This is a genomic window from Salinigranum salinum, from assembly GCF_009176545.1.
Taxonomy (GTDB): Archaea; Halobacteriota; Halobacteria; order Halobacteriales; family Haloferacaceae; genus Salinigranum; species Salinigranum salinum.
On sequence record NZ_VTOJ01000001.1, the window covers coordinates 374,292 to 396,164 of the forward strand.

The following is a 21,873-nucleotide window of genomic DNA, read 5'->3' on the forward strand; positions in this document are numbered from 1 at the left end:
TGCACACTACCCCTTCTCCCGGCGTGCTCCGACCGTAACTCCCCGACAGCGACGGCGTAAGTGACGCGTCGTCCCGTCGACCGGGTTGCTCGCAGGGCTACGCTTTTCACCCGACCCGTCCAACCGTCGTTCATGTCAATCGAATTCGAACGCGAGAGCCAGGAGGCGACGTTCTACAGCCCGCTGGAGGACTTCGAACAGACGACCGTCGAGACCGAGGTCAGGGTCGATCCGCTGACGGGTCGAACCGCACGAGTCGTCACGGACAACTTCCTCGTGCCCGACTCGCCCGAGATCGCCGACGAGGTCCTCGACAGCGAGGGCTGTTTCTTCTGCCCGGGGACGGTCGAGGAGGCGACACCGACGTACCCCGACTGGGTCGGGCCCGACCGCGGGAAGGCGGGCGAGGCGACGTCGTTTCCGAACCTGAACCCCTACGGCGCGCACTCGAACGTGGTCGCGCTCACCGAGGACCACTACGTCCCCATCGACGAGTTCACCACCGACCAGTTCGCCGACGGCCTCTGCGCGGCGCTGCAGTACGTCCGCGACGTCTTCGACCACGACGACGACGCCCGGTACGCCTCGGTGAACATGAACTACCTCCGCCCGGCGGGGTCGAGCCTCATCCACCCGCACATGCAGACGCTCGTCGACGGCCGCGGGACGAACGAACAGCGCCGCGTCGCCGACGCCGCCCGCGCCTTCTACGAGGAACACGACGAGGTGTACTGGTCGGAACTCGCGCTCGACGAGCGCGGCGGCGACCGATACGTCGCGGAGATCGGCAACGTCCACTGGCTCGCCCCGTTCGCCCCGAAACACCACCGTCACCTCGTCGGTGTGGCCGCACAGATCCACTCGGGCGTCCCGGACCCCCGCGGCGACGTCGCCCACGACTTCGTCCAGGGACTCGTGAACGTCCTCCAGTACTACGCCTCCGTCGGGCTGAACAGTTTCAACGTCGCGCTGTTCCTCGAACGCGACGACCCGGCCCTGCCCCCGCTGCTGAACGTCACCGCCCGCTCGGTGTTCGACGAGTACTACTGGAGCGACGCGACCTTCTTCACCTCGCTGCACGACGAGGGCGTGGTCGACGTCGCGCCCGAAGAGTACGGCAAAGAGGCGCACACGTTCTTCTGAACCGCGTTCGGTCTCGTTCGACCTCTAGTCGTGTCCGACTTCTCGACTTCCCCGCTTTGGCCACTCGATGACGCCCCTGGACCGCGACGGCACCCCGCGTCGTCCCGTCGTCAGATCCCGTCGTCGAGGTAGAACGCGATCACGGCCCCTTCGACCGTCCCGTCTTCACCCCACAGCGGCGAGCCGTACACGACCAGCCGCTGTTCGGTGCCGCCAGCCGTTCGGAGGAGGTAGCGTTCACCTTCGAGGCGAGACGCGGTGTCGACGACCCGGCGGTACGGCAGATCAGGTTCCGTCACCGGATCGCCCGCCTCCGTCAGCAGCTCCCAGCTCGCCTCCGGATACGCCCGGCCGTCGAGTTCGTCGGTCGGTGCCGCGAGGATCTCGGTCGCCCGGTCGTTCCGGAAGATCACGTCGCCCGCGGCGTCGTGGCCGACGATGCCGACCGGCGTCGCCTCGAGGATCCACTCGCGGATGCGGCGCTCGCGCTCGACCTCGCGTCGACTCCGGACGCTCTCGACCGCGTTCACCACCCGGTTGGCCAGCAGGTCGTACTGTTCGGGCCCGCGCTTCTGGAGGTAGTCCGTCACGCCCGCCGTGATGGCGCTGCTCGCGATCGACTCGCTCCCCTTCCCCGTGAAGAGGATGAACGGGAGGTCGGGATCCGACTCGCGAACGCGCTCGAGGAACGTCAGCCCGTCCATCTCCGGCATCTGGTAATCACTGACGACGGCGTCGATCGGCCGGTCGGCGAGGACCGAGAGCGCCGCCTCCGTGTCGGTCTCGGTGCGGACGCTGAACCGCCCGTCGTGTTCGAGATACGCCGCCGTCACGTCGAGGAACGACCTGTCGTCGTCGACACAGAGTACCCGTATCTCGTCCTCGGTGCTCCCAGTCACGCCTATCCCTGATTACGTCGAGACTGACGAGTAAATCTACACTGGCTATCACTCGTGACTGAATCGATCACGCTTCGGGCTCCTCCGGCGTCGCGACGACAGACGCTGGAGCCGACGGTCGGAACGGCGACCGGGGCAGTGCTGTCGACGGGGTCGGCACGGGCGGCGCGGATCGACGGGTCGAGCCCCGTGACTGCCGGACGCTACCCGGTCCGATCGGCTCGGGAGCGCGTACGTGTTCGAACGAACGGGCCGACCGCACTCAGTTGCCCACCAGCGTCCCGAGCGCCTCGCCGACTGCGGCCTCGTACGCTCCGTCGTCGTAGCCGAGTCGCGCGACCCACACGTCCTGGTACGAGGGATGTAGAACCGGGAGCAGGGAAATCCCGAGCGATGGGAGTTCCTCCGGCTCGAGGATGCGCTCGACGAACCCTTCCAGCTCGCGTCCCTCGAACGCGAGCATGGTCGCCGTCGCGTGCCTTCCCGTCGCGACGACGACGTCGGGATCGACGAGCGAGAGTTCCCGTTCGAGGTGCTCTCGACAGTTCCGTCGTTCGTCACCGGTGGGTTCACGGTTCGACCCGTCCGCTCCCTCGGGGAAGCACTTCACGGCGTTGGTGTAGTACGGGTCGTAGCCGAGGCGGGCGAACAGTCCCCTGATGCGACGTCCCGAGTGGCGCGTCGTGTACGCCATCCCGGTGTGATTGCCACCCCGCCACCGCTCGGCGTCGGGATCGCCCGCCCCCGGTGCCTCCCCGACGACCATCACGGGTGCGCCGGTGGGGCCGGTCCCCCACGAGATGCACGCCCGAGAGTCGACGAGCGCCGGACAGCGCCGACAGTCGGGGAGGAGAACGTTCCGCGTCTCGCGTTCGGGGAACAGGTCGTCGTCGGTCACGGTCGAACGGTTACTCCGTCGATGGGAGTGCGATGTCTAACACGGACGGCACAGCGGGCGGTAGCACGACGTCGAGCGCCTTCCGGTCGAACGCGAGAGGAGTGTTCCCACGCCGGGAGCGGCCCGAGACGAACCGATCCGCCAGTCTCGTCACGCATCCCGACGAGACGCATCGCGCCGAGGAGCGTGCCGTGTTTCGTCGTCCGGACGCAGTCGATGTCTCCGTGTGGGTCGGTCATGTGTGTCGATGATGCCACGACGGGTGTAGCTCTTGTCGTCGACCCGCGTCGTGTCCCCGAGCGGCCGTGACACCGCGTCGACCCGCCGCCGGCCGCGACCGATCGAACTCCCGGAATAACCTGATACGTATTATTTCATAGGGTATAAGTGACGCCCAACTCACATACGGCTGGACGGTCACCCATCCGAAGCGACCACTCGGAGAATATCATCAGATATGAGATTTTATCGGCAGGGAATCGTCCTCGCGCTGGTGGTCTCGCTCGTCGTAGCCGGGGCTGCCCCGGTCCACGCCGAGCTGCCGACCACGCGGGACGCCGACGACACGGTTCGGTCGGATACGACGGGCACCCCACGCCCCGACACGGGGACAGCGACGACGCGTACGGCAATGGAATCGACTGACGCCACGACCGGGCCCGCACCGACTGCGACCCAGGTAGACGGATCGGAGATCAGCGAGTGTACCGAAATCGACACGCCCGGCTACTACACGCTCACGTCGGACATCACGGTCGACGCCGCGCCCGAGGACGAGGTGACCTGTCTCGAAATCACGGCGGACGACGTCGTCATAGACGGAAACGGGCACGAACTGAGCGGCAATATCAGCATCCGGGGAACGTACGCCACTATCTTGACTGGTGGGACCGCGATCAGGGCAGACGGGGTATCGAACGTCACCGTCCGCAACATCCACCTGCGCACGTGGGAGCGCGGAGTCGACTTCCGGAACGTCTCGGACGTACTGCTGGAACTCTCCGCCTCGGAGTACGCTGCCTTGCGCGTGGTCGGTGCCGACGACGTGACCGTGCAGGACAGCGTCCTCGAGTCGGCTGGAACCGACCTCGAAGCCGACAATGTCGTGTTCCGTCGGAACGAACTGGATATGGGCGTGACCCCATTCCGGAGTCCGATCGGCGTCAATGGGACTAACGCCGTCATCGTTGACAACACCATCGACGTCGCAGAGAACCGATACAGTCGCAGAGGTGGCCGACGAACCACGTACATCCGGGGGACCGACCACCGAATCGTGGACAACTACATGTTCGGTGGCAACCCCACGAGGGCAGACCCGAACCAAGCAGAGGGAAGCGGGTTCGTAATTGCAGGGAACGACCACACCTTCGTGAACAACACGGTCGTCCGGACGTTTACCGGGTCGTCGATAAGCGGAACCAATCACACTATTACGGACAGTTACCTCCCGACAGGACTCAGCGGTGATTTGCGTTCATCCCGTATCACGGACTCGGTCATCGGACAAGGCCTCAATCCGGATGGATACGGGCACCGGCTCAGCGCTAGTGGCTCCAACAATACCCTACGGAACATCACGAGCAATTGGGTTAGCCTCGGCGGGACTAACTCGAGCATCACCAACTCACAGTTATCGTCGCTTGATCTTCGCTCGAATGCTTCCGCGGTAAACAATACAATCACGTCCGGAGTCCGGTACGAAGGCTCTAGTGCTGTCTCGGTACGACTCAGGGGAACGAATATCACTCTGGCCGAAAGCCGCGTCCATCAGCTGACCGCCGGTGCGGCGAACAGCACGCTCCGCGACGTCACCGTGAGCTCTGACAGCCGGTCGGGGAGCGTTTGGTTCCGAGGGTCCGGCAACACGGTCGAAAACGTCACCGCAGGGAGCATCACTCTCGTCTCGTCACCGAACAACACGATTCGAAACTCGACGGCGGAGAGTATCAAACTCAACTGGGTGGTGGGCGAAGAGATCTTCCCGGACAACAACACGCTCGTCGGAAACACGGCCGACGAGATCGTCCTCTCCAACAACGCTCGAAACAACACGATCCGCGGTAACGACGCCACAGTGCGCGTCGCCGGGACCGAGACGTTCGACAACCGGATCGTCGGCAACGACGCGTCGGGATCGACGGTCGGGATCGAGATCGACCGGGCCAGTCGAACGACGGTCCGCAACAACACGGTGACGGGGAACGACCGCGGCATCGTCCTCGTCGGCGCGACGGACAATCGACTGGCGAACAACACCGCTGTCGGGAACGCCGAGTGGGACTACTACTCCGCGAGCGCGTCGACGAACAACACGGTGACGAATCTGACAGTCGGCCCGACGCTCTCGTTCGACAGCCGCGACGTCGCGATCCGGGAGGCGGCCGACCCACCACGGCTCCCAGCGGGGATCGCCGGCGTCGGCGCGTACGTCGTGGTGAACGGCACGAGCGTCGACTCGTGGGCGGACCTCACGGTCCAGTACGCCGACTCGGACACCGTCGGCGTCGACGAGGAGAGCCTGCGACTGTGGCGGTACGCCGACGGTAGCTGGGAGCCGGTCGGCGAAGAAGACCGGCTCGACGTCGCGCTGAACCGGGTGGGCGCCAACGTCAGCGGCTCCGACTTCGGTGTGGTCGCCCCGCTCGGGAACGCGACGGACGACCAGCAACCGTACGATGGAACCGCTCCCGCACTTCCGGGCGAGATCGACGCGTCGCACTTCGACACCGGCGGCGAGGGCGTCGCGTACCACGACGACGAACCAGCACGCCGTGACGACAGCGGGTTCCGCCCCGAGGTCGGGGTCGACATCGAGTCACCGTCGCTGGGCGGGACGGGCGACGGGTCGATCGGTTACGTCGAACCCGGCGAGTGGGTCGAGTACACCGTCGACGCCGAACCAGGCACGTATCGGCTCGCCCTCGCCGTCGCGAGCAAGCGGGACGGTAAACTCACCGTGTCCGTCGACGGTCGCGAGATCGGGGCGGTCACGAAAAACACGGGCGGATGGTACAACTTCGCCGAGGTCGATGTCGGCGAGTTCACGATCGAGGAGGGCGGCAAGCACACCATCCGGATCGAATCGACCGAGGGCCCGATCAACTACGACAGTCTCGTCGTCGAGGAGGCCGACTCCACCCCGACTCAGCAGGCCTACGGCGGGACGGCTCCCGCACTTCCAGGCGAGATCGACGCGTCGCACTTCGACACCGGCGGCGAGGGCGTCGCGTACCACGACGACGAACCCGAACGCCGTGACGACAGCGGGTTCAGATCCGACGTCGGGGTCGACATCGAGTCGCCGTCGCTGGGTGGCACGGGCGACGGGTCGATCGGCTACGTCGAACCCGGCGAGTGGGTCGAGTACACCGTCGACGCCGAGCCGGGGACGTATCGGCTGTCGCTGGCGGTCGCGAGCAAGCGGGACGGTAAACTCACCGTGTCCGTCGACGGTCGCGAGATCGGGGCGGTCACGAAAAACACGGGCGGATGGTACAACTTCGCCGAGGTCGAGGCCGGCGAGTTCACGATCGAGGAGGGCGGCGAGCACGTCATCCGGATCGAATCGACCGAGGGCCCGATCAACTACGACAGTCTCGTCGTCGAGGAGGCCGACTCCACCCCGACTCAGCAGGCCTACGGCGGGACGGCTCCCACCCTTCCGGGTGAGATCGACGCGTCACACTTCGACACCGGCGGCGAGGGTGTCGCGTACCACGACGACGAGGCTGCACGCCGTGACGACAGCGGGTTCCGCCCCGAGGTCGGGGTCGACATCGAGTCGCCGTCGCTGGGTGGGACGGGCGACGGGTCGATCGGTTACGCCGAGGAGAGCGAGTGGGTCGAGTACACGGTCGACGCCGAGCCGGGGACGTATCGGCTCGCCCTCGCCGTCGCGAGCAAGCGGGACGGCGAACTGACGGCGTCGATCGACGGCCGAGAGATCGGGGCGGTCACGAAAAACACGGGCGGATGGTACAATTTCGCCGAGGTCGAGGCCGGCGAGTTCACGATCGAAGAGGGTGGCGAGTACACTATCCGGATCGAATCGACCGGACCGTTCCTCAACCTCGACAGCCTCGTCGTCGAGGAGGCCGACTCCACCTCGACTCAACAGCCCTACGACGGGACGGCTCCCGCACTTCCGGGCGAGATCGACGCGTCGCACTTCGACACCGGCGGCGAGGGCGTCGCGTACCACGACGATGAACCCGAACGCCGTGACGACAGCGGGTTCCGCCCCGAGGTCGGGGTCGACATCGAGTCTCCGTCGCTGGGTGGGACGGGCGACGGGTCGATCGGTTACGCCGAGGAGGGCGAGTGGGTCGAGTACACCGTCGACGCCGAACCAGGCACGTACCGACTGTCGCTGGCGGTCGCGAGCGAGCGGAACGGCGAACTGACGGCGTCGATCGACGGCCGAGAGATCGGAAGCGTGGCGAAAAACACGGGTGGATGGTACAACTTCGCCGAGGTCGAGACCGGCGAGTTCACGATCGAGGAGGGCGGCGAGCACGTCATCCGGATCGAATCGACCGGACCGTTCCTCAACCTCGACAGCCTCGTCGTCGAGGAGGCCGACTCCACCCCGACTCAGCAGGCCTACGGCGGGACGGCTCCCGCGCTTCCGGGCGAGATCGACGCGTCGCACTTCGACACCGGCGGCGAGGGCGTCGCGTACCACGACGACGAGGCTGCACGGCGGGACGACAGCGGGTTCCGCCCCGAGGTCGGGGTCGACATCGAGTCGCCGTCGCTGGGCGGGACGGGCGACGGGTCGATCGGCTACGCCGAGGAGGGCGAGTGGGTCGAGTACACCGTCGACGCCGAACCAGGCACGTATCGGCTCGCCCTCGCCGTCGCCAGTGAGCGGGACGGCGAACTGACGGCGTCGATCGACGGTCGCGAGATCGGGGCGGTCACGAAAAACACGGGCGGATGGTACAACTTCGCCGAGGTCGAGGCCGGCGAGTTCACGATCGAGGAGGGCGGCGAGCACGTCATCCGGATCGAATCGACCGGACCGTTCCTCAACCTCGACAGCCTCGTCGTCGAAGAGAGTGGAACCGATCCGGCTCAACAGCCCTACGATGGAACCGCTCCCACCCTTCCGGGCGAGATCGACGCGTCGCACTTCGACACCGGCGGCGAGGACGTCGCGTACCACGACGACGAGGCTGCACGCCGTGACGACAGCGGGTTCCGCCCCGAGGTCGGGGTCGACATCGAGTCACCGTCGCTGGGCGGGACGGGCGACGGGTCGATCGGTTACGTCGAACCCGGCGAGTGGGTCGAGTACACCGTCGACGCCGAGCCGGGGACGTACCGACTGTCGCTGACGGTCGCGAGCGAGCGGAACGGCGAACTGACGGCGTCGGTCGACGGCCGAGAGATCGGGAGCGTGGCGAAAAACACGGGCGGGTGGTACAACTTCGCCGAGGTCGAGGTCGGTGAGTTCACGATCGAAGAGGGTGGCGAACACACCATCCGGATCGAGTGGATTGGGCCACCGATCAACGTCGATCGTCTCGTCGTCGAGGGAGCAGAGGGGACGAGCGCGGTTCGATCGTCGATCGAACCGGACACGAGAATCGACGCTCCGGACGCCTTCGGGACCGCCACGCTCGCGCCCACTGTCACGACCGACGTCGGCCCGCTCACGCCCGGAGCAGCGTCCGATTCACGGGGCACGTCCGCACCGACGGGAGCGACGCTGGCAGCGCGGACGTCGCGTTCGAGCGTCTCGGTCCCGTAGTCGCGTCCTCGCTCCCGGACGCTCACTCCGTCAGCGGCAGTGCGATCCCGAAGACGAACGGCACCAGCAAGAGGAGCACGACGCCGAACGCCTCCAGGTCGAAAAAGAGCGTGTGTTCCCACGCGGGGAGCGGGCCGAACACTACGGGGGCGACGAGTTCACCGAGCAGGCCGACGACGAACAGCGTCGCGCCCGCGAGCATCCCGAGCTTCGTGACGCGCGGGTAGTCGATGTCTCCGTATCTTCCTGGCATCGGCAATGCGTCTCTCGGCGGGCGATATAGGCTTTTTCGGTGAGAGGGGCCGTTCGCCCGCATCACCGTGGTCGTCGTTTCCATGGGAGAGACCGTTCACCCGGTCGGCTCGACGTTCTGGTTCCCGCGGAAGAGGTTCTCCGGGTCCCACGCGGCTTTGATCTCGGCGAGCCGGTTGTAGTTGTCGCCGTAGGCGGCCCTGACTCGCTCTCGGCCCTCGTCGTCGGTCAGGAAGTTCATCGCCACGTCGCCGGTCGTGTACGGCGCCATCGCGTCGTGGAACGCGCGCACCCACGTGAGGTGTTCGTCGTCTCGCTCGGACGCGTCCCACCGTGCCTCGATCAACAGGTGGTGGGCGGCGTCCCGGTGGGCGTACGCGGTCGCGTCCGACGGTGGCTCGGTCTCCGCACCGCCACGGGGCGAGACGAACACCGTCGCTCCCGGAGACGGAGCGTCCTCGGCGTACGCGACGAGCGTGTCGATCGCGGGATCGGACAGCGTCGCCAGGTACTGGCTCCGCAGGTCGGTTCGTCGCGAACCCTGGCTGTCGCCGGCCCGCTGGAACGCCGCGTAGGGACGTCCGCGCAGGCTGTCCATGAGGGGGTCGCCCCGTGCCCGGAGTGACGCGAGCACCTCTTCGCCTTCCGCGGGTGGCCCGGCGTAGAAGGCGACGATGATGGCGACACGAGTGTCGTGTATCGCCTCGGGGAAGTACGGCTTCGCGGGGAGGTGCATGCTCCCGAATAGGAGTCGCGCCTCGGGCGGTGCGTCGGCCACGAACTCCCGGTAGTACCGGGCGACTTCGCGGGTTTCCCCGGCAGGGTAGATGAGCGATCCGGCGAAGACCTCCGGGCCGACCGCGTGGAGCTGGAACTCGAACGAGGTGACGACGCCGAAGTTCCCACCGCCGCCACGGAGTGCCCAGAACAGATCCGGGTGGCTCTCGGCGCTCGCGTGGACCAACTCGCCCTCGGCCGTGACGACGTCGGCCGACAGGAGGTTGTCGCTCGTGAGGCCGTACTTCCGCGAGAGCCAGCCCACGCCGCCGCCGAGCGTCAGTCCGGCGACGCCGATGTTCGGGTCCTGTCCGCCGGGAACCGCGAGGCCGAACGCCTGTGTCTCGTGGTCGACGTCGCCCCAGGTCGCCCCCGCCTCGACGCGAGCCGTCTTCGTCTCGGGGTCGACCCGGATCCCGTCCATCGGTCCGAGGTCGATCACCAGCCCGTCGTCACAGACCGCCGCCCCGGAGACGTGGTGACCGCCACTTTTCACCGCGAGACGCAGGTCGTGCTCCCGAGCGACGTCCACGGCGGCGACGACGTCGGCGACACCGGTACACCGGGCGATGGCCGCCGGTTCGCGGTCGATCCGCGCGTTCCACACCGTCCGGGCGTCGTCGTACCCGTCGTCACCGGGACGGAGCAGCGCACCGCGAAGTCGCTCACCGAGTGCTCGGTACGCGTCGTCGGGGTGATCAGTGGTCGTCATGCTGTCCGGCCGTGATTCGGTTTCGACGGACGGGATCAGTAAGCAAAAGCGTTGACCGCCGGTACTGGCGTCGTTTTTGTCGACGTTCGACGTTCGACGATCGATCAGCGCGCTCGACGTTCTCTGCATCGAGTTCTGGATCGCCACGACGAGACGCGAGAATCGACCGCTCGCCCCGTCAGGTGGGCAAATCCATCCCTTCGAAACCCGATTTCAATTCGTGATATCCAGCGCCGAAGATTTATTCCCGTCTCTCGTCTCGAACAGGGCAGATGGCCACGCGAGTGAACTACAGTGGCCTCGTCATCGCCGGTGTCGGGTTCTTCCTCACACGCTTTACCGTCACGCTCGCGCTGTACGACGACCCGGTCCGCTTCTACCTGGCCGGCGTCGTCCCGCTGGCGCTCGGACTCGGGTTGGCGGCGTTCGGTGTGGCGCTGACCGTCGCCGACGTCGACGCGTCGCTGGTCCGGACCACGGCGCTCTGGTGTGTCGTCGGTGCCGGCACGATGCTCGTGCTCGTCGTTCTCACGCTGCTGGGGTCGACGACGGGCGACCTCCCGACGCTCGCGTCGCTCAGCTCCCGGGCGTACTTCTCGAACTTCCTCATCGGTGGGAGCGTCGGCGGGACGCTCACGGGACTGTACGCGTCGCGCACGCGACGACAGCGTGGTGAACTGCTCCAACAGACCTACCGGCTCGAAGTGCTCAACCGGCTCCTCCGCCACGAGGTGCTCAACGCCGTCACCGTCATCCGGGGGTACGCCACGCTCGACGTCGACGAGGACCCCGCCGCCGAACGGGTGATCGAAGAGCGGTCGGCGACGATCGAACGGACCATCGAGGAGGTGAAGTACCTGACTCGGAGCGCGGGCCGGGGACCCGCATCGGGGGGCTCGGTCGATCTCGATCGGTGTCTCTCGGAGAGCGTCGAGGCGGTGCGGAACCGGCACCCGACCGCCCGTATCTCGATCGACACCACCGCAGAGGCGGTGACGGTGCGGGCGAACGAACGGCTGGAACAGGTGTTCGTCCACCTGCTGGAGAACGCCGTCGTCCACACGCCGGCGTCCGAGCCGGCGGTCGAAGTGTCGGTGTCGGCGACGGCGACCGCCGTCCGGGTGAGCGTGACGGACGAGGGGCCGGGTCTCCCCGAGACCCAGCAGGCCCTGGTCGAAACCGGCGACATCGGTGAGTTCGACGACCCCAGCGCTGGGTTCGGTCTGAACGTCGTCCGCTTCCTCGTCGAGAGCTACGGCGGGAGCATCGACGCCGACACGGGGGAGTCGGGCACCACGATCAGCGTCGTCCTGCAACGGACGGACGTCGAGGACACGGGGCTGGGGACGATCAATCCGGCCACGGGTGTTCGACCGGCCCTCCCACACCTGTTCGTCACGCTCGTGGCGGCGCAGCTCGCGGGCGTCGCCTACGGCGTCACGGCGGAACTCCTCGGCGGGTCCGTCGCGGCCATCGGCGTGTTCTACGGGATCCAGAACGAGGTCGTCGGCTGGTACACCCACCAGTTCCACAGCGTCGTCTTCGCGTTCGTCTTCGCCGGTCTCGTCTCGCTGGTGCCGACGCGGTACCGCAACCACACGCCGACGTACGCGCTCGTCGGGCTCGGCTGGGGAGCCTTCATCTGGCTCGTCGCAGCCGGCGTCGTCGCCCCGGTCTGGCTGCGACTGCTCGGAATCCCGGCTCCCGTTCCGAACGTCTCGCTCACGCTGCTCGTGAACCACCTCGTCTGGGGGGGCTCACTCGGCGTACTCACGGCCTGGGGGTACCGGCACGTCGCACCCCAGGTGGCCCGTCTCGGTCGACGATCGACCGCTGGCTCCGAACGAACGTGATCGGTGCTGACCCCGTCGTGCGACCGCCGTCGGGGTGACCGAGCCGCGGATCGGATGCGCCACGGACTGTCGGGATGGTAGGTATTAGACCGCTCGGTCCCGTAGCCGGACGTATGCCCGACACGTCCCTCCGCCTCCGTCGCGCGACCGCCGTCGACGCGCTCTCGGACGTCGAGACGCTGCTGGCGGAACACGGCCTGCCGTCGGCGGACGTGCGATCCACGCCCGACGCGTTCTACGTGGCCTTCGAGGGAAGTGAGCGGGTCGGCGTCGGCGGCCTCGAGCCACACGGGACGGACGGGTTGCTCCGCTCGGTCGTCGTCGAGCCGTCGGTGCGTGGGGAGGGGTACGGAGGTGACCTGTGTGCGGCGCTGGAGGCACGGGCGTGCGCCGACGGGATCGACACGCTGTACCTGCTCACGACGACCGCCGCCGACTTCTTCGGCGCTCGCGGCTACGAGCCGATCGACCGTGCCGACGCCCCTCCCTCGATCCGGTCGACGACCCAGTTCGCCGACCTGTGTCCGACGACGGCGACCTGCATGCGAAAACAGCTGTGACCTGTCCCGCGGGACGGCTCTCGTCGCGTGAGGGGCAGGGATCGCCCACGGAGTCGCTCACAGCACCCCGACGAGCGTCGGCGCGACGCTGACGGCGCTGACGTCGCGTTCGAGCGTGTCGGTGCCGTACACTCGGGCGACGCCGGCGGCCTCGAGCCGTGTCCGGGCCGCGCGCGCCAGGAGTGGGTGGACGCAGACGGTGAAGATGCGGTTCGCGTCGCGCTCGCGGAGGACGGCGACGGACTCGGCCATCGTCGACCCCGTGGCGATGATGTCGTCCGTGATGACGACGTCGCGGCCCGCGACGGCGGCGTCGGAGGGTTCGACGCTCACCTCGGATCCCGAGTGACGCGTCTTCTCGAAGTAGTCGACGTCGCCGCCGCCGTAGGCGTCGCGGACCGTCGTCGCGATGTCGACCGCGCCGTCGTCGGGCGAGAGGAACAACGGCTCTTCGAGCGGCGTCTCCAGTTCCTCGAGCGGGACCGCGAGCCGACTCGCGGCGTCGACCACGTCACAGGGGACGTCGAAGAACTCCGCGATCGACGCCTCGTGCGGGTTCACGAGGACGACGCGGTCGGTGCCGGTCGAGACGGCGCGAGCGACGGCGCGCGCGGAGATCGGATCGCCCGGCTCGAACGCGCGGTCCTGCCGGGCGTACCCCATGTACGCGAGGACGGTCACCACCTCGTCGACGCCGGCCTCGCGGACGGCGTCCTGTAGCTGTAACAGCTCGACGTACGCGTCGTTCGACGGCGTCGCGGCGACGATCACCGCACGCTCGGCGTCCACGGCGTCGGGGACGGCGGCGAACGTCTCACCGTCCGGGAACCGGTCGAACGCCGGGACGGCGAGACTGTCGTCGAGAGCGGCCGCGAGCGACGCCGCCAGCGCCTGCGAGCGCGAACCTGGCACGATCATGTGCGATGGTCTCTCAGTGCCGGGTTAAACCCGTTTTCGTCTCCGTTTTCGCCCCGGATCGGTTCGCGTCGCCGCCGCGCCCGTCAGGGGACCGCGATGCCGCCGACCCCGCGGAGGCCGAGCGCCTGCGTCCGCGGGCCGTCGCCGGCGTCGACGAGGAACGTGCCGTCGCCGGTCACGGTGCAGACGAACCCGTCGCCGTAGGCGAACCCCACTGGGGGCCCGTCGAGCGGGAGGTCGACGGCGCGCCACTCCCCGCCGTCTCTCGCCTGCCGACGGCGGACGCCGGGCACCCCGGCGGCGTGGGCGCGCTCGCGGTCGGGGGTCGCGTCGACGACGTCCCACTCGCCGGCTTCGATCTCCATCCAGCCGTTCCCGAGGTAGAACAGCCCCTCACCCGTCGCCGCGAACGGCCCGGCGGCGGCGACGTCGCGGACGTCCGAGAGCCCGGCCGGGTGGAGGTCGCCCCCCACGATCCGGCGGACACCGTCGGCGGTCGCGACGAGCAGGGCGTCGACGCCACGGGCGCCGTCGACGCGGCCGACCGTCCGCCACGGGCCGGCGTCCGCGTCTGTCCCAGTCCCGGTGTCTGCGTCCGCATCCACGTCCGTCTCCACGTCCGCGTCACCGTCGGTACCAAGAGCCGACGCGAACGGAAGCGTCCCGACGCGACCGTCGTCGCCGACGGCGACGATCCGGTCGTCGGCGAGGCCGACCGCGGTCGCGGGCCCGAAGCCGGTCGCCTCGTAGCCCGGCGCGAGCAAGACGTCCTCGTCGGTCGCGACGGCGATCCTGCCATCTCGCCCGGCGACGTCCCGGGCGGTACAGCGGTGGTCGACGTGGAACCCGCCGACGCGGTCGTCGGAGACGTCGACGACGACCACGCCGACGGCCGCCGCGACGAACACCTCGGTCTTGCCCGATCTCGACGAGAAGACGCGCTTCTCGTCGATCGAGAGGTCGTCGTCGGTCATACCCGTACGTCGCTCGGCGCGATGGAAAGCGCTTCCGCTCGGGGCGGTTCTCCGTCGTCCTCGCGGTCGCGGGGACGAACACTCGGGGGTCGACCGACGTCCGTCAGGCCCGCCGCGACGACCGCTCTTCGATCAGAGGAACTCTCTCACTTCGGAGTACCACATGTCGTGGTGGTCGACCTCGCCGAGGGCCTCGGCGACGTCGACCGCGATGGCGTGCCAGCAACGCTGGTCGGGATCGTCCGGCGAGAGGTTGTACTCGGCGTCCTTGCAGGTGCAGCCGCCGTCCTCGACGACGTACTCGTCGTCGTAGCCGACGACGACGGTGAAGTCGCGGTACTGCTTGACACGACCCTCGGAGACGGCTTCGATGGCCCGCCGTCCCCGACTCCCGTGTGTCGAGACGATGGCGTCGACGACGGCGGGCGTGAGCCGACCCGCCGCGGCGAGCGACGCCCGCCAGCCGTCGGTGGAGTCGGGGACTGCGTCGCTCTCCTCGCCGCGATCGGCCTCGTCCCCGCGTCCGCTCCCGCGTTCGTCCCCACCGCCGTCGCGGTCGCGGTCGTCGTCGGCGTCCGTCACGGCACGCGGTTTGCCCGATGCGGGCAAAAGCCGTTCGGTCGTCGGGGGTTCGGCGACGTCGTCTCGGAGCCCCGGGCGGAACTGTCACACTCGTTCGCCGCCGCCGACTGGTATGGACTCGGACGGACCGGTCCGCGGGGAGCACGACGCCGACGTCGCGGTCGAGGCGATCGAAGACGACGAGCACGTCGAGTACCTGCCGGACGAGCGCGCCGTCCGGTACGTCGCCGGCTGGATCGCGGCGGACGACTCGTCCGGGCGCGTGCCGCGGTTCTCGACGACCCCGTTCGAGCGGTGGGCCGAGACGCGGTGTCTCCACGGGGCCGCGCGTGCCGCCGCCACCCACGCGGCGGCCGAACTCGACGTCGACGACGAGACGGTCTCCGGCGGGGTGACTGCCGACGTCGACGGCATCGACCGGGCGGCCGTCGTGACGGTCCGAACGATCCTCGACCGTGAGGGACGGGTCGTCTCCGCGCCGGCAGTGGCGTTCGACGCGCTCGTCGCGGCGACCCCTCGCACCGTCGAGATACGCTACCGGCTCGCCGACCAGATGTCCGAGCGGGACGTGCCGGTGTACGCTCGGTCGATCGTCGAACGGCTTGAGTGACTGCCGGGACGCACGGACGACCGGCGAACCACCCGCTCCGATCCGCGTACCGCGGTCGTATCAGAACCGCTTTGGGCCGCGCACACGGTCGGTCGATCATGCTCGTCAGCGAGGGCGGCGTCGAGGTCGAGGTGCCCGAGGCACGCGACGGCGCCTCGGAAGGCAGCGGCGGCGGTGTCTTCTTCAACCCGACGCAGGAACTCAACCGGGACGTCACCGTCGCCGTTCTGCGCGCCTTCGAAGAGCGCGAACCGCGTGTGGAGTCGTACCTCGACGCGATGGCGGCCTCGGGAATCAGAGGCGTGCGCGCCGGCCACGAGGGGTACGCGGTCACGTGTGCCGACGTCGACGCCGACGCGGTCGACCTCGCGCGGGAGAACCTCGCGCGCAACGGCGTCGACGGTCGGGCGGTCCACAGGGACGTCAACGCCCTCCTCCACGACGATGGCCCGTTCGACGTCGTCGACATCGATCCGTTCGGGACGCCGATCCCGTTCGTCGACAGCGCCTTCGCGAACACGCGCGACCTCGTCTGCGTGACGGCGACGGACACCGCGCCGCTCTGTGGCGCCCACCGCAACTCCGGGGTCCGAAAGTACGCCACAGTGCCGCAGAACACCGAGTACCACGCCGAGATGGGGCTTCGGGTCCTCGTCTCGGCACTCGTCCGAACGGCGGCGCGGTACGACACTGCCGCCGTCCCGATCCTGTCGCACGTCACGCGCCACTACGCGCGGACGTATCTCGAACTGGACCACCGCGCGACGAGCGCCGACGCCACTCTCGAGGAACTGGGCTACGTCCACCACTGCGACGACTGCCTCCACCGCTCCGCCGAAGCGGGCCTCGTCGCACACCCGCCCGACGCGTGCCCGAACTGCGGCGCGTCGACCCGGACGGCCGGGCCGATCTGGCTCGGATCGATCCGCGACGCCGACTTCACCCGCGCCGTTCTCGACCGGGTGACCGACGACATGGGCGCGGCGAAGCACGCGCGGTCGCTCCTCGAGACGCTCGCCGACGAGGTCGAGGCACCCACACACTTCGACCAGCACAAACTCTGCAAGGAGTGGGGGGTGCCCGCACCCGCGATGGACGACTTCGTCGACGCGCTCCGCGACGCCGGCCACGAGGCCTCGCGCGCACACTACCACGGCACGGCGCTGAAGACCACCGCGTCGGTCGCCGAGATTCGCGCGGCGACGGCGGAACTGTTCTGACGTCTGCCCCGCGACGCTCCACCGGCTGTTTCCCGACTCTCTCCCTGCTCCCCGGCCATCCATCTGTTTCCCGACTCCCTCCCTGTCCACTGGCTCCCCACCTGTCCCCGACTCCCTGCTTGACCCCGGCTCTCCACCTGCCCCCGCCACCATCCGACGCCGTCGACCGGAGGCGTCGTCTTCTTGTATCGGCGGATTGAACGCTCGCCCGAATGTCAACGCTCTCTCGGACGCAGACCGCGCGGGCCGTCGTAGATACGGTTCGCGACAAGGAGGTGACGTTCCTCGCTGCGGGTATCTCCTACTACATCCTCGTCTCGCTCGTGCCACTCCTGGTGCTGGCGCTCGTCGGCGCCGCGCTCGTCGGTGGCGAGGCGTTCAGCACCCGGGTGCTGGCGCTCGTCGACGCGAACCTCCCTGCGGGCAGGGGGATCGTCGCACAGGCGCTCGGCGACCGGGTGTCACAGGGCGGGCTGGGCGTCGTGAGCCTGCTGTTGACCGTCTGGGGGGCGCTGAAGGTGTTCCGCGGGCTCGACACGGCGTTCAGCCGGATCTATCCCGGCGACGCACGCGGGCTCGTCGCTCAGTTGAAAGACGGTGCGGCCGCGCTCGCGTCGATCGGTCTGGGCGTCGCTGGCGTCCTCGTCGTCGGCAGCCTCATCGCGCTCGTGGACCTCCCGCTCGTCGGCCTGGTCGGCCCGTTCGTCCTCCTGGCGACGCTCGTCGTCGCGTTCTTCCCCCTCTACTACATCCTCCCCAACGCCGACGTCTCTGTCAGGGAGGTGATTCCGGGGACCGTCTTCGCCGCGCTGGGGTGGGCGATCATCGCGACGGGTTTCGGGCTGTACGCCCAGTCGGCAGGGGGGAGCGTCGCCGGCGCGCTCGGGGCGATCCTCCTGTTGATGACGTGGTTCTACCTCTCGGGCATCGTCATCCTTACCGGCGCGGTGATCAACGCGGTCACCGGGGGCCGGACCGAATCAGACGGCGCGGACCGGCAGGTACAACACCGGGGAGACCGACGTGTCACATCGACAGAAATGAGCGAGGGCGAGACCGACACCGACCGACGCGAGACGATCGAACCGAGCGGTGCGCCCGACATCTCCGAACTGGAACACCGGGTCGAGGAGCTCCGGGCCGATCTCGACGACTTCGAGCGCGACGTCGACGAGCGGACCCTCCCCAAGGCCGACGTCGAGGCCGAGCTGAAACGGTACGTCCGTCGGCGGATGCGGCGGGGCAAGGCACGCGGCTGGGGGCCGTACCTCGTGCTCCTCTACGGCACGGTGATGACGCTCGGCGCGTTCTTCTTCCTCGACGGGCTCTGGGCCATCCTCGCCATGATCGTCCTGTTCCTCTCGACGCTGGGGCTGTACGCGCTCTTCCTCGTCGTCGGTATCGGCTTCAACGTCCTCTCGGTCCCCGGCAAGGCCGCCGACGCGGTGCGTGACCGCCGGAGCTGACTCCGAGGAGACGAGGAGACCGACCGTCGTCACGCCGACGAGTCCGACTCTCTTCCCGCTGACGAGACCACCCCTCGTCGCCCCGTCGTCCACCCCCCACCACGCCGCTGCGACGCTCGGCGGGTTCCGGGTCCACACCGTTATGACGGTCTCCGTCGAAGCGACACCGATGATCAAGCTCGTCGTCACCATGGACCGGCAACCGGGCACCACGACCGCGGCGTTCCGCCGCTACTACCGCGAGGAACACGCCCCGCTCGCCCGGCAACTCCCCGGTCTCGAACGCTACACCGTCTCGTTCCCGCTCGTCCCCGAGGACAGCCCACACGACGCGCAGGCCGAACTCTACTACGAGAGCGCCGAGGCGCTCGACGAGTCGTTCGCCTCGGCGACCAGCACCGACGTGAGAGACGACCTGGCGGCTTTCGCGGACACCGACTCAGTCACGCGGTTCGTCGCCGACGAGGAGGTCTTCCTCGAGTGAACAGACGCCGGTGACGTCCCGTTCGGATCGGTCGTCTCGTACCGTCGGCTGTCACCGGTTCGAGACGGTCGACACCCCGAGGTCCGAACCCGTTCACGGACCGACCGCCGACAGCCCACGGTGTCAGCCCACCGGCGTCACCGTCACCGAGACCACGTCCGCGACCGCGGGGTAGCTGAACCCGTCGTCGACCTCGGCGACGAGTCGGACCGTCCCGTTCTCGTCCTCGCCGGTGTCGGGCCCCGACTGCCGCGGTGCCTGGTTCGGCCCCGTCCCCGGCTCCTCGTTCACCTCGGTGCCGGCGTCCCACAGTTGGACCTGGTCGGTCACGTCACCGTCGACGGGCTCGTCGCCGTCGAACAGTGCGATCCCCTCGGGACCGGGCGCGTAGAAGAGGTCGTTCGACTGGATGAACATCGTGACGAACGACAGCCGCGCGTCGTGTCCGGCCGTCACCTCGAACTCGTAGGCGTCGCCGGACGCGATCGGTCCCGCCGATGACGCCCCTGCCGGTGTGTCGAACGCGTCGCCCGTCGTGGTCATCTCCATCCCGCCGAGCGACTCGACGAGCGTGGCGGGCATCCCGTCCTCGGCGATCCGTTCGAGCCCCTCGCTGGCGGGTTCGCCGGGCGTGAAGAGTACACCGGGATCGGTGTGGACGGCGAACGCACCCGGCGAGAGCGGGGCGGCGACGCTCCCGTCCATGGTCCGGAGCGTGTCTCCCGTCGAGACGTTCTCGATGCGGACCCGGAACTCCTGTGCCATCGACTCCCCGCCGTCCATGTCCGACTCGGTCATCGAATCGTCGTCCATCTCCGTCTCGGTCATGCCGTCGTCCATGCCCGACTCGGTCATGCCGTCGTCCATGTCCGTCTCGGTCATCGAACCGTCGTCCATCCCCGACTCGGTCGCCGTCGCCTCGCCGCTGCCGCCCTGTCCGGCACAGCCAGCCAGTCCAGCGAGCAGGACGCCACCACCGATCTGTACGAACCGCCGTCTACTCGGGGTACTGATACTGTCGTCGATCATTGACGTTTCACGTCTCGACCGTCGCCACCAGTCCGAATGAACATTTTTCAAACTTCGTATATATTGTCCACTGAATCCGGGACGACTCTCTGCCACTGTGCGCCGAATTCGGGCTCACTCTCTCCCAAATTCGACGTGACTCGACTCGATCCGACGCGAGTCGGCTCAACGGTCCGCCGACGAACCGGTGTCGTCGACTCCCGACTCCGGACGGCGTCCCCGGTTGGAAATTCAGCTACACGATCCCGACGATCGGACCGACGAGCACGACGACGCCGGCGACGCCTGCGGCGAGACCGACACCGCGCGCGAGCGTGTCGCCCCACGACACCGTCCGCTCAACCGAGAGCACGACGGTGATGGCCGCCATCCAGACGAGGTTCATCGTCCCAACGACGACCATGAACGCGAACAGCGCCCAGCAGCAGCCGAGGCAGAACCAGCCGTGTTCGAGACCCATCCGTGCCGCGCCCCGAACGCCGGGGTGGTGATGGGTCAGCAGGAATCCCAGGGGCGTCCGGCAGTGGCTGAGACAGCGGTCCTTGTACGGCGACAGCTGGTACGCCGCGAGCACGAGGAGCGTCCCCCCGAGGAGGACGCCCGACCCGGCGACGCGGGCGAGCGGCGTGAAATGGTTCACGACCAGCGGGACGACGCCGACGCCGGTCCAGAGCAGCGTGTACGCCCCGAGGAACGCGCCGACACGCGCCAGTCGCTCGTGTCTGTCCCGGCCGGCCAGCGTGCCGTGGTACATCCTCACCAGCGGAACCGACGACGGGTACATCATCGCGACCATCATGACTCCCCACATGAGGAGGTAGAGCACCCAGCCTGACACTCCCGCTCCCGTCGCCATCATCTCGGGCACGCCCGGATCGGCCATGTCCATCGTCATACCCATGCCGCCGCTCGTGCCGGGCATCGGGAGCAACTGACCGATCATCGCGAGCCAGGCAAGCAGGGCGACCACGTACACGACGAGTCCGACGAGACGCGTCTCGCGGAGGCCGAGCGTGCTTCGCCGTCTGCTGCCGACAGTTTCTCCCGACCCCATGGCCTCAGGCGTTCGTCAGCTCGAAGTCACAGACGAAGGCGTTGTTGCCGCCCAGGTCCCAGTCGAACCGGTCGTTGTACGACACCGTGGCGCTCGTCGACTTGGCGACATTCATCACACCACTCGACGTGAACGGGTGCGGCGAAATAGTCGCCGCTTCCTGGTTGAATCCGACCCTCTCGACTACCTCCATGGCGATGTCGTCGCCGAACGACACGCGGGTGGTGTCGCCGTCGCGCTCGAACTCGACCGGCCCTGTCGCCACCTCGGTCGACCGGAAGTGCGTATCGGCCACGGGGGCGAAGATTCCCCCTGTCCGGCCCAGATAGATATCCTCGAGGGCGGCCCGCTCCTCCTCGCTCGCCTCCTCGTCGACGAGCAATACCACGTCGTACTGCGTCGAAGGGTCGAAAAACACGCCCTCGTCGCTGGAGATGAGAAACGCCGCTTTCCGTCCACTCAGATCCACGTCACCGTACTTCCCGCTCGTGATGTTCCACGCCAGCGCGGCCGTACAGAAATCGTCGTCCGGCGGCTCTAACATGATGCACTGGCAGGCCACGTCGCAGTTGCAGGCCTCTGCGTACTCCCCGCTGAGTTTCCAGGTCTCCATACTTTTGCACCATGTTAGCCCATGACATATTAACTAATAAACATAACTATTATTGTATCTGTTTGTTTGCG

18 protein-coding genes are annotated in these 21,873 nt (G+C 68.1%); 8 read left to right on the top strand and 10 right to left on the bottom strand.

The annotated features are described in order from the left end of the window. Positions 1 to 132 precede the first annotated feature (132 nt). Positions 133 to 1,143, top strand: coding sequence for a hypothetical protein (locus FZP69_RS01780; protein WP_152039679.1), 1,011 nt, complete (start codon positions 133 to 135; stop codon positions 1,141 to 1,143). 110 nt (positions 1,144 to 1,253) lie between these two features. Here FZP69_RS01780 and FZP69_RS22950 read toward each other — a convergent pair whose 3' ends face one another. Both FZP69_RS22950 and FZP69_RS01790 read right to left on the bottom strand, forming a co-directional pair. Beyond that, positions 1,254 to 2,042 carry a response regulator gene (locus FZP69_RS22950; RefSeq protein ID WP_152039680.1) on the bottom strand — a complete coding sequence of 263 codons (789 nt, stop codon included), beginning with the start codon at positions 2,040 to 2,042 and terminating at the stop codon, positions 1,254 to 1,256. Between the two features lie 262 nt (positions 2,043 to 2,304). Next, positions 2,305 to 2,940: a uracil-DNA glycosylase gene (locus FZP69_RS01790; protein WP_204959887.1), complete on the bottom strand. Its 636-nt coding sequence runs from the start codon at positions 2,938 to 2,940 to the stop codon at positions 2,305 to 2,307. A gap of 1,288 nt (positions 2,941 to 4,228) precedes the next feature. On the opposite strand from FZP69_RS01790, the gene FZP69_RS01795 reads away from it, so the two are divergent. Further along, positions 4,229 to 8,698, top strand: a complete 4,470-nt coding sequence (locus FZP69_RS01795) for a carbohydrate-binding domain-containing protein (RefSeq protein WP_321168812.1) — start codon at positions 4,229 to 4,231, stop codon at positions 8,696 to 8,698. Between the two features lie 22 nt (positions 8,699 to 8,720). Here the strand turns inward: FZP69_RS01795 and FZP69_RS01800 are convergent, their stop codons facing one another. After that, positions 8,721 to 8,951 (bottom strand): DUF7860 family protein, encoded by a 231-nt coding sequence (locus tag FZP69_RS01800; protein WP_152039682.1) that lies wholly within the window; start codon positions 8,949 to 8,951, stop codon positions 8,721 to 8,723. Positions 8,952 to 9,047: 96 nt separating this feature from the next. Continuing rightward, positions 9,048 to 10,439, bottom strand: a complete 1,392-nt coding sequence (locus tag FZP69_RS01805) for an FAD-binding oxidoreductase (protein ID WP_152039683.1) — start codon at positions 10,437 to 10,439, stop codon at positions 9,048 to 9,050. Between the two features lie 272 nt (positions 10,440 to 10,711). Between FZP69_RS01805 and FZP69_RS01810 the strand changes: the two genes are divergently transcribed. Together FZP69_RS01810 and arsN2 are read left to right on the top strand one after the other, a co-directional pair. Beyond that, positions 10,712 to 12,292: a sensor histidine kinase gene (locus FZP69_RS01810; protein ID WP_152039684.1), complete on the top strand. Its 1,581-nt coding sequence runs from the start codon at positions 10,712 to 10,714 to the stop codon at positions 12,290 to 12,292. A gap of 113 nt (positions 12,293 to 12,405) precedes the next feature. After that, the gene (gene arsN2 / locus FZP69_RS01815) at positions 12,406 to 12,852 is read left to right on the top strand and encodes an arsenic resistance N-acetyltransferase ArsN2 (protein WP_152039685.1); all 447 of its coding nucleotides are present in this window, start codon (positions 12,406 to 12,408) and stop codon (positions 12,850 to 12,852) included. A gap of 57 nt (positions 12,853 to 12,909) precedes the next feature. On the opposite strand, the gene prs is transcribed toward arsN2, so the two are convergent. From prs to FZP69_RS01830, 3 genes are all read right to left on the bottom strand, one after another. Continuing rightward, on the bottom strand, positions 12,910 to 13,770 hold the full coding sequence (prs, locus tag FZP69_RS01820; protein WP_152039686.1) for a ribose-phosphate diphosphokinase: 861 nt from the start codon (positions 13,768 to 13,770) through the stop codon (positions 12,910 to 12,912). Positions 13,771 to 13,853: 83 nt separating this feature from the next. Beyond that, positions 13,854 to 14,744 carry an HVO_0234 family beta-propeller protein gene (locus FZP69_RS01825; protein ID WP_152039687.1) on the bottom strand — a complete coding sequence of 297 codons (891 nt, stop codon included), beginning with the start codon at positions 14,742 to 14,744 and terminating at the stop codon, positions 13,854 to 13,856. 132 nt (positions 14,745 to 14,876) lie between these two features. Continuing rightward, positions 14,877 to 15,326 carry a hypothetical protein gene (locus FZP69_RS01830; protein WP_240137422.1) on the bottom strand — a complete coding sequence of 150 codons (450 nt, stop codon included), beginning with the start codon at positions 15,324 to 15,326 and terminating at the stop codon, positions 14,877 to 14,879. 112 nt (positions 15,327 to 15,438) lie between these two features. Here FZP69_RS01830 and FZP69_RS01835 point away from each other — a divergent pair, with 112 nt between their 5' ends. The 4 genes from FZP69_RS01835 (at position 15,439) to FZP69_RS01850 (ending at position 19,106) form a co-directional block, all read left to right on the top strand. Further along, positions 15,439 to 15,936, top strand: a complete 498-nt coding sequence (locus FZP69_RS01835) for a hypothetical protein (protein WP_152039688.1) — start codon at positions 15,439 to 15,441, stop codon at positions 15,934 to 15,936. A gap of 98 nt (positions 15,937 to 16,034) precedes the next feature. After that, positions 16,035 to 17,156 carry a tRNA (guanine(26)-N(2))-dimethyltransferase gene (locus FZP69_RS01840; protein WP_152039689.1) on the top strand — a complete coding sequence of 374 codons (1,122 nt, stop codon included), beginning with the start codon at positions 16,035 to 16,037 and terminating at the stop codon, positions 17,154 to 17,156. A gap of 212 nt (positions 17,157 to 17,368) precedes the next feature. Beyond that, a complete protein-coding gene (locus tag FZP69_RS01845) occupies positions 17,369 to 18,622 on the top strand; it encodes a YihY/virulence factor BrkB family protein (RefSeq protein WP_152039690.1) in 1,254 nt (417 codons plus the stop codon). A 169-nt stretch (positions 18,623 to 18,791) separates the two neighbouring features. Further along, the gene (locus FZP69_RS01850) at positions 18,792 to 19,106 is read left to right on the top strand and encodes an EthD family reductase (RefSeq protein WP_192918421.1); all 315 of its coding nucleotides are present in this window, start codon (positions 18,792 to 18,794) and stop codon (positions 19,104 to 19,106) included. 123 nt (positions 19,107 to 19,229) lie between these two features. On the opposite strand, the gene FZP69_RS01855 is transcribed toward FZP69_RS01850, so the two are convergent. The 3 genes from FZP69_RS01855 to FZP69_RS01865 all read right to left on the bottom strand — a co-directional run bounded on the left by FZP69_RS01855 (position 19,230) and on the right by FZP69_RS01865 (position 21,802). Continuing rightward, positions 19,230 to 20,135: a spondin domain-containing protein gene (locus tag FZP69_RS01855; protein WP_152039692.1), complete on the bottom strand. Its 906-nt coding sequence runs from the start codon at positions 20,133 to 20,135 to the stop codon at positions 19,230 to 19,232. A gap of 235 nt (positions 20,136 to 20,370) precedes the next feature. Continuing rightward, complete coding sequence (locus FZP69_RS01860) at positions 20,371 to 21,189, bottom strand: DUF2182 domain-containing protein (RefSeq protein WP_152039693.1); 819 nt, start codon at positions 21,187 to 21,189, stop codon at positions 20,371 to 20,373. A gap of 4 nt (positions 21,190 to 21,193) precedes the next feature. Continuing rightward, a complete protein-coding gene (locus tag FZP69_RS01865) occupies positions 21,194 to 21,802 on the bottom strand; it encodes a DUF1326 domain-containing protein (RefSeq protein ID WP_152039694.1) in 609 nt (202 codons plus the stop codon). Between the last annotated feature and the right edge of the window lie 71 nt (positions 21,803 to 21,873).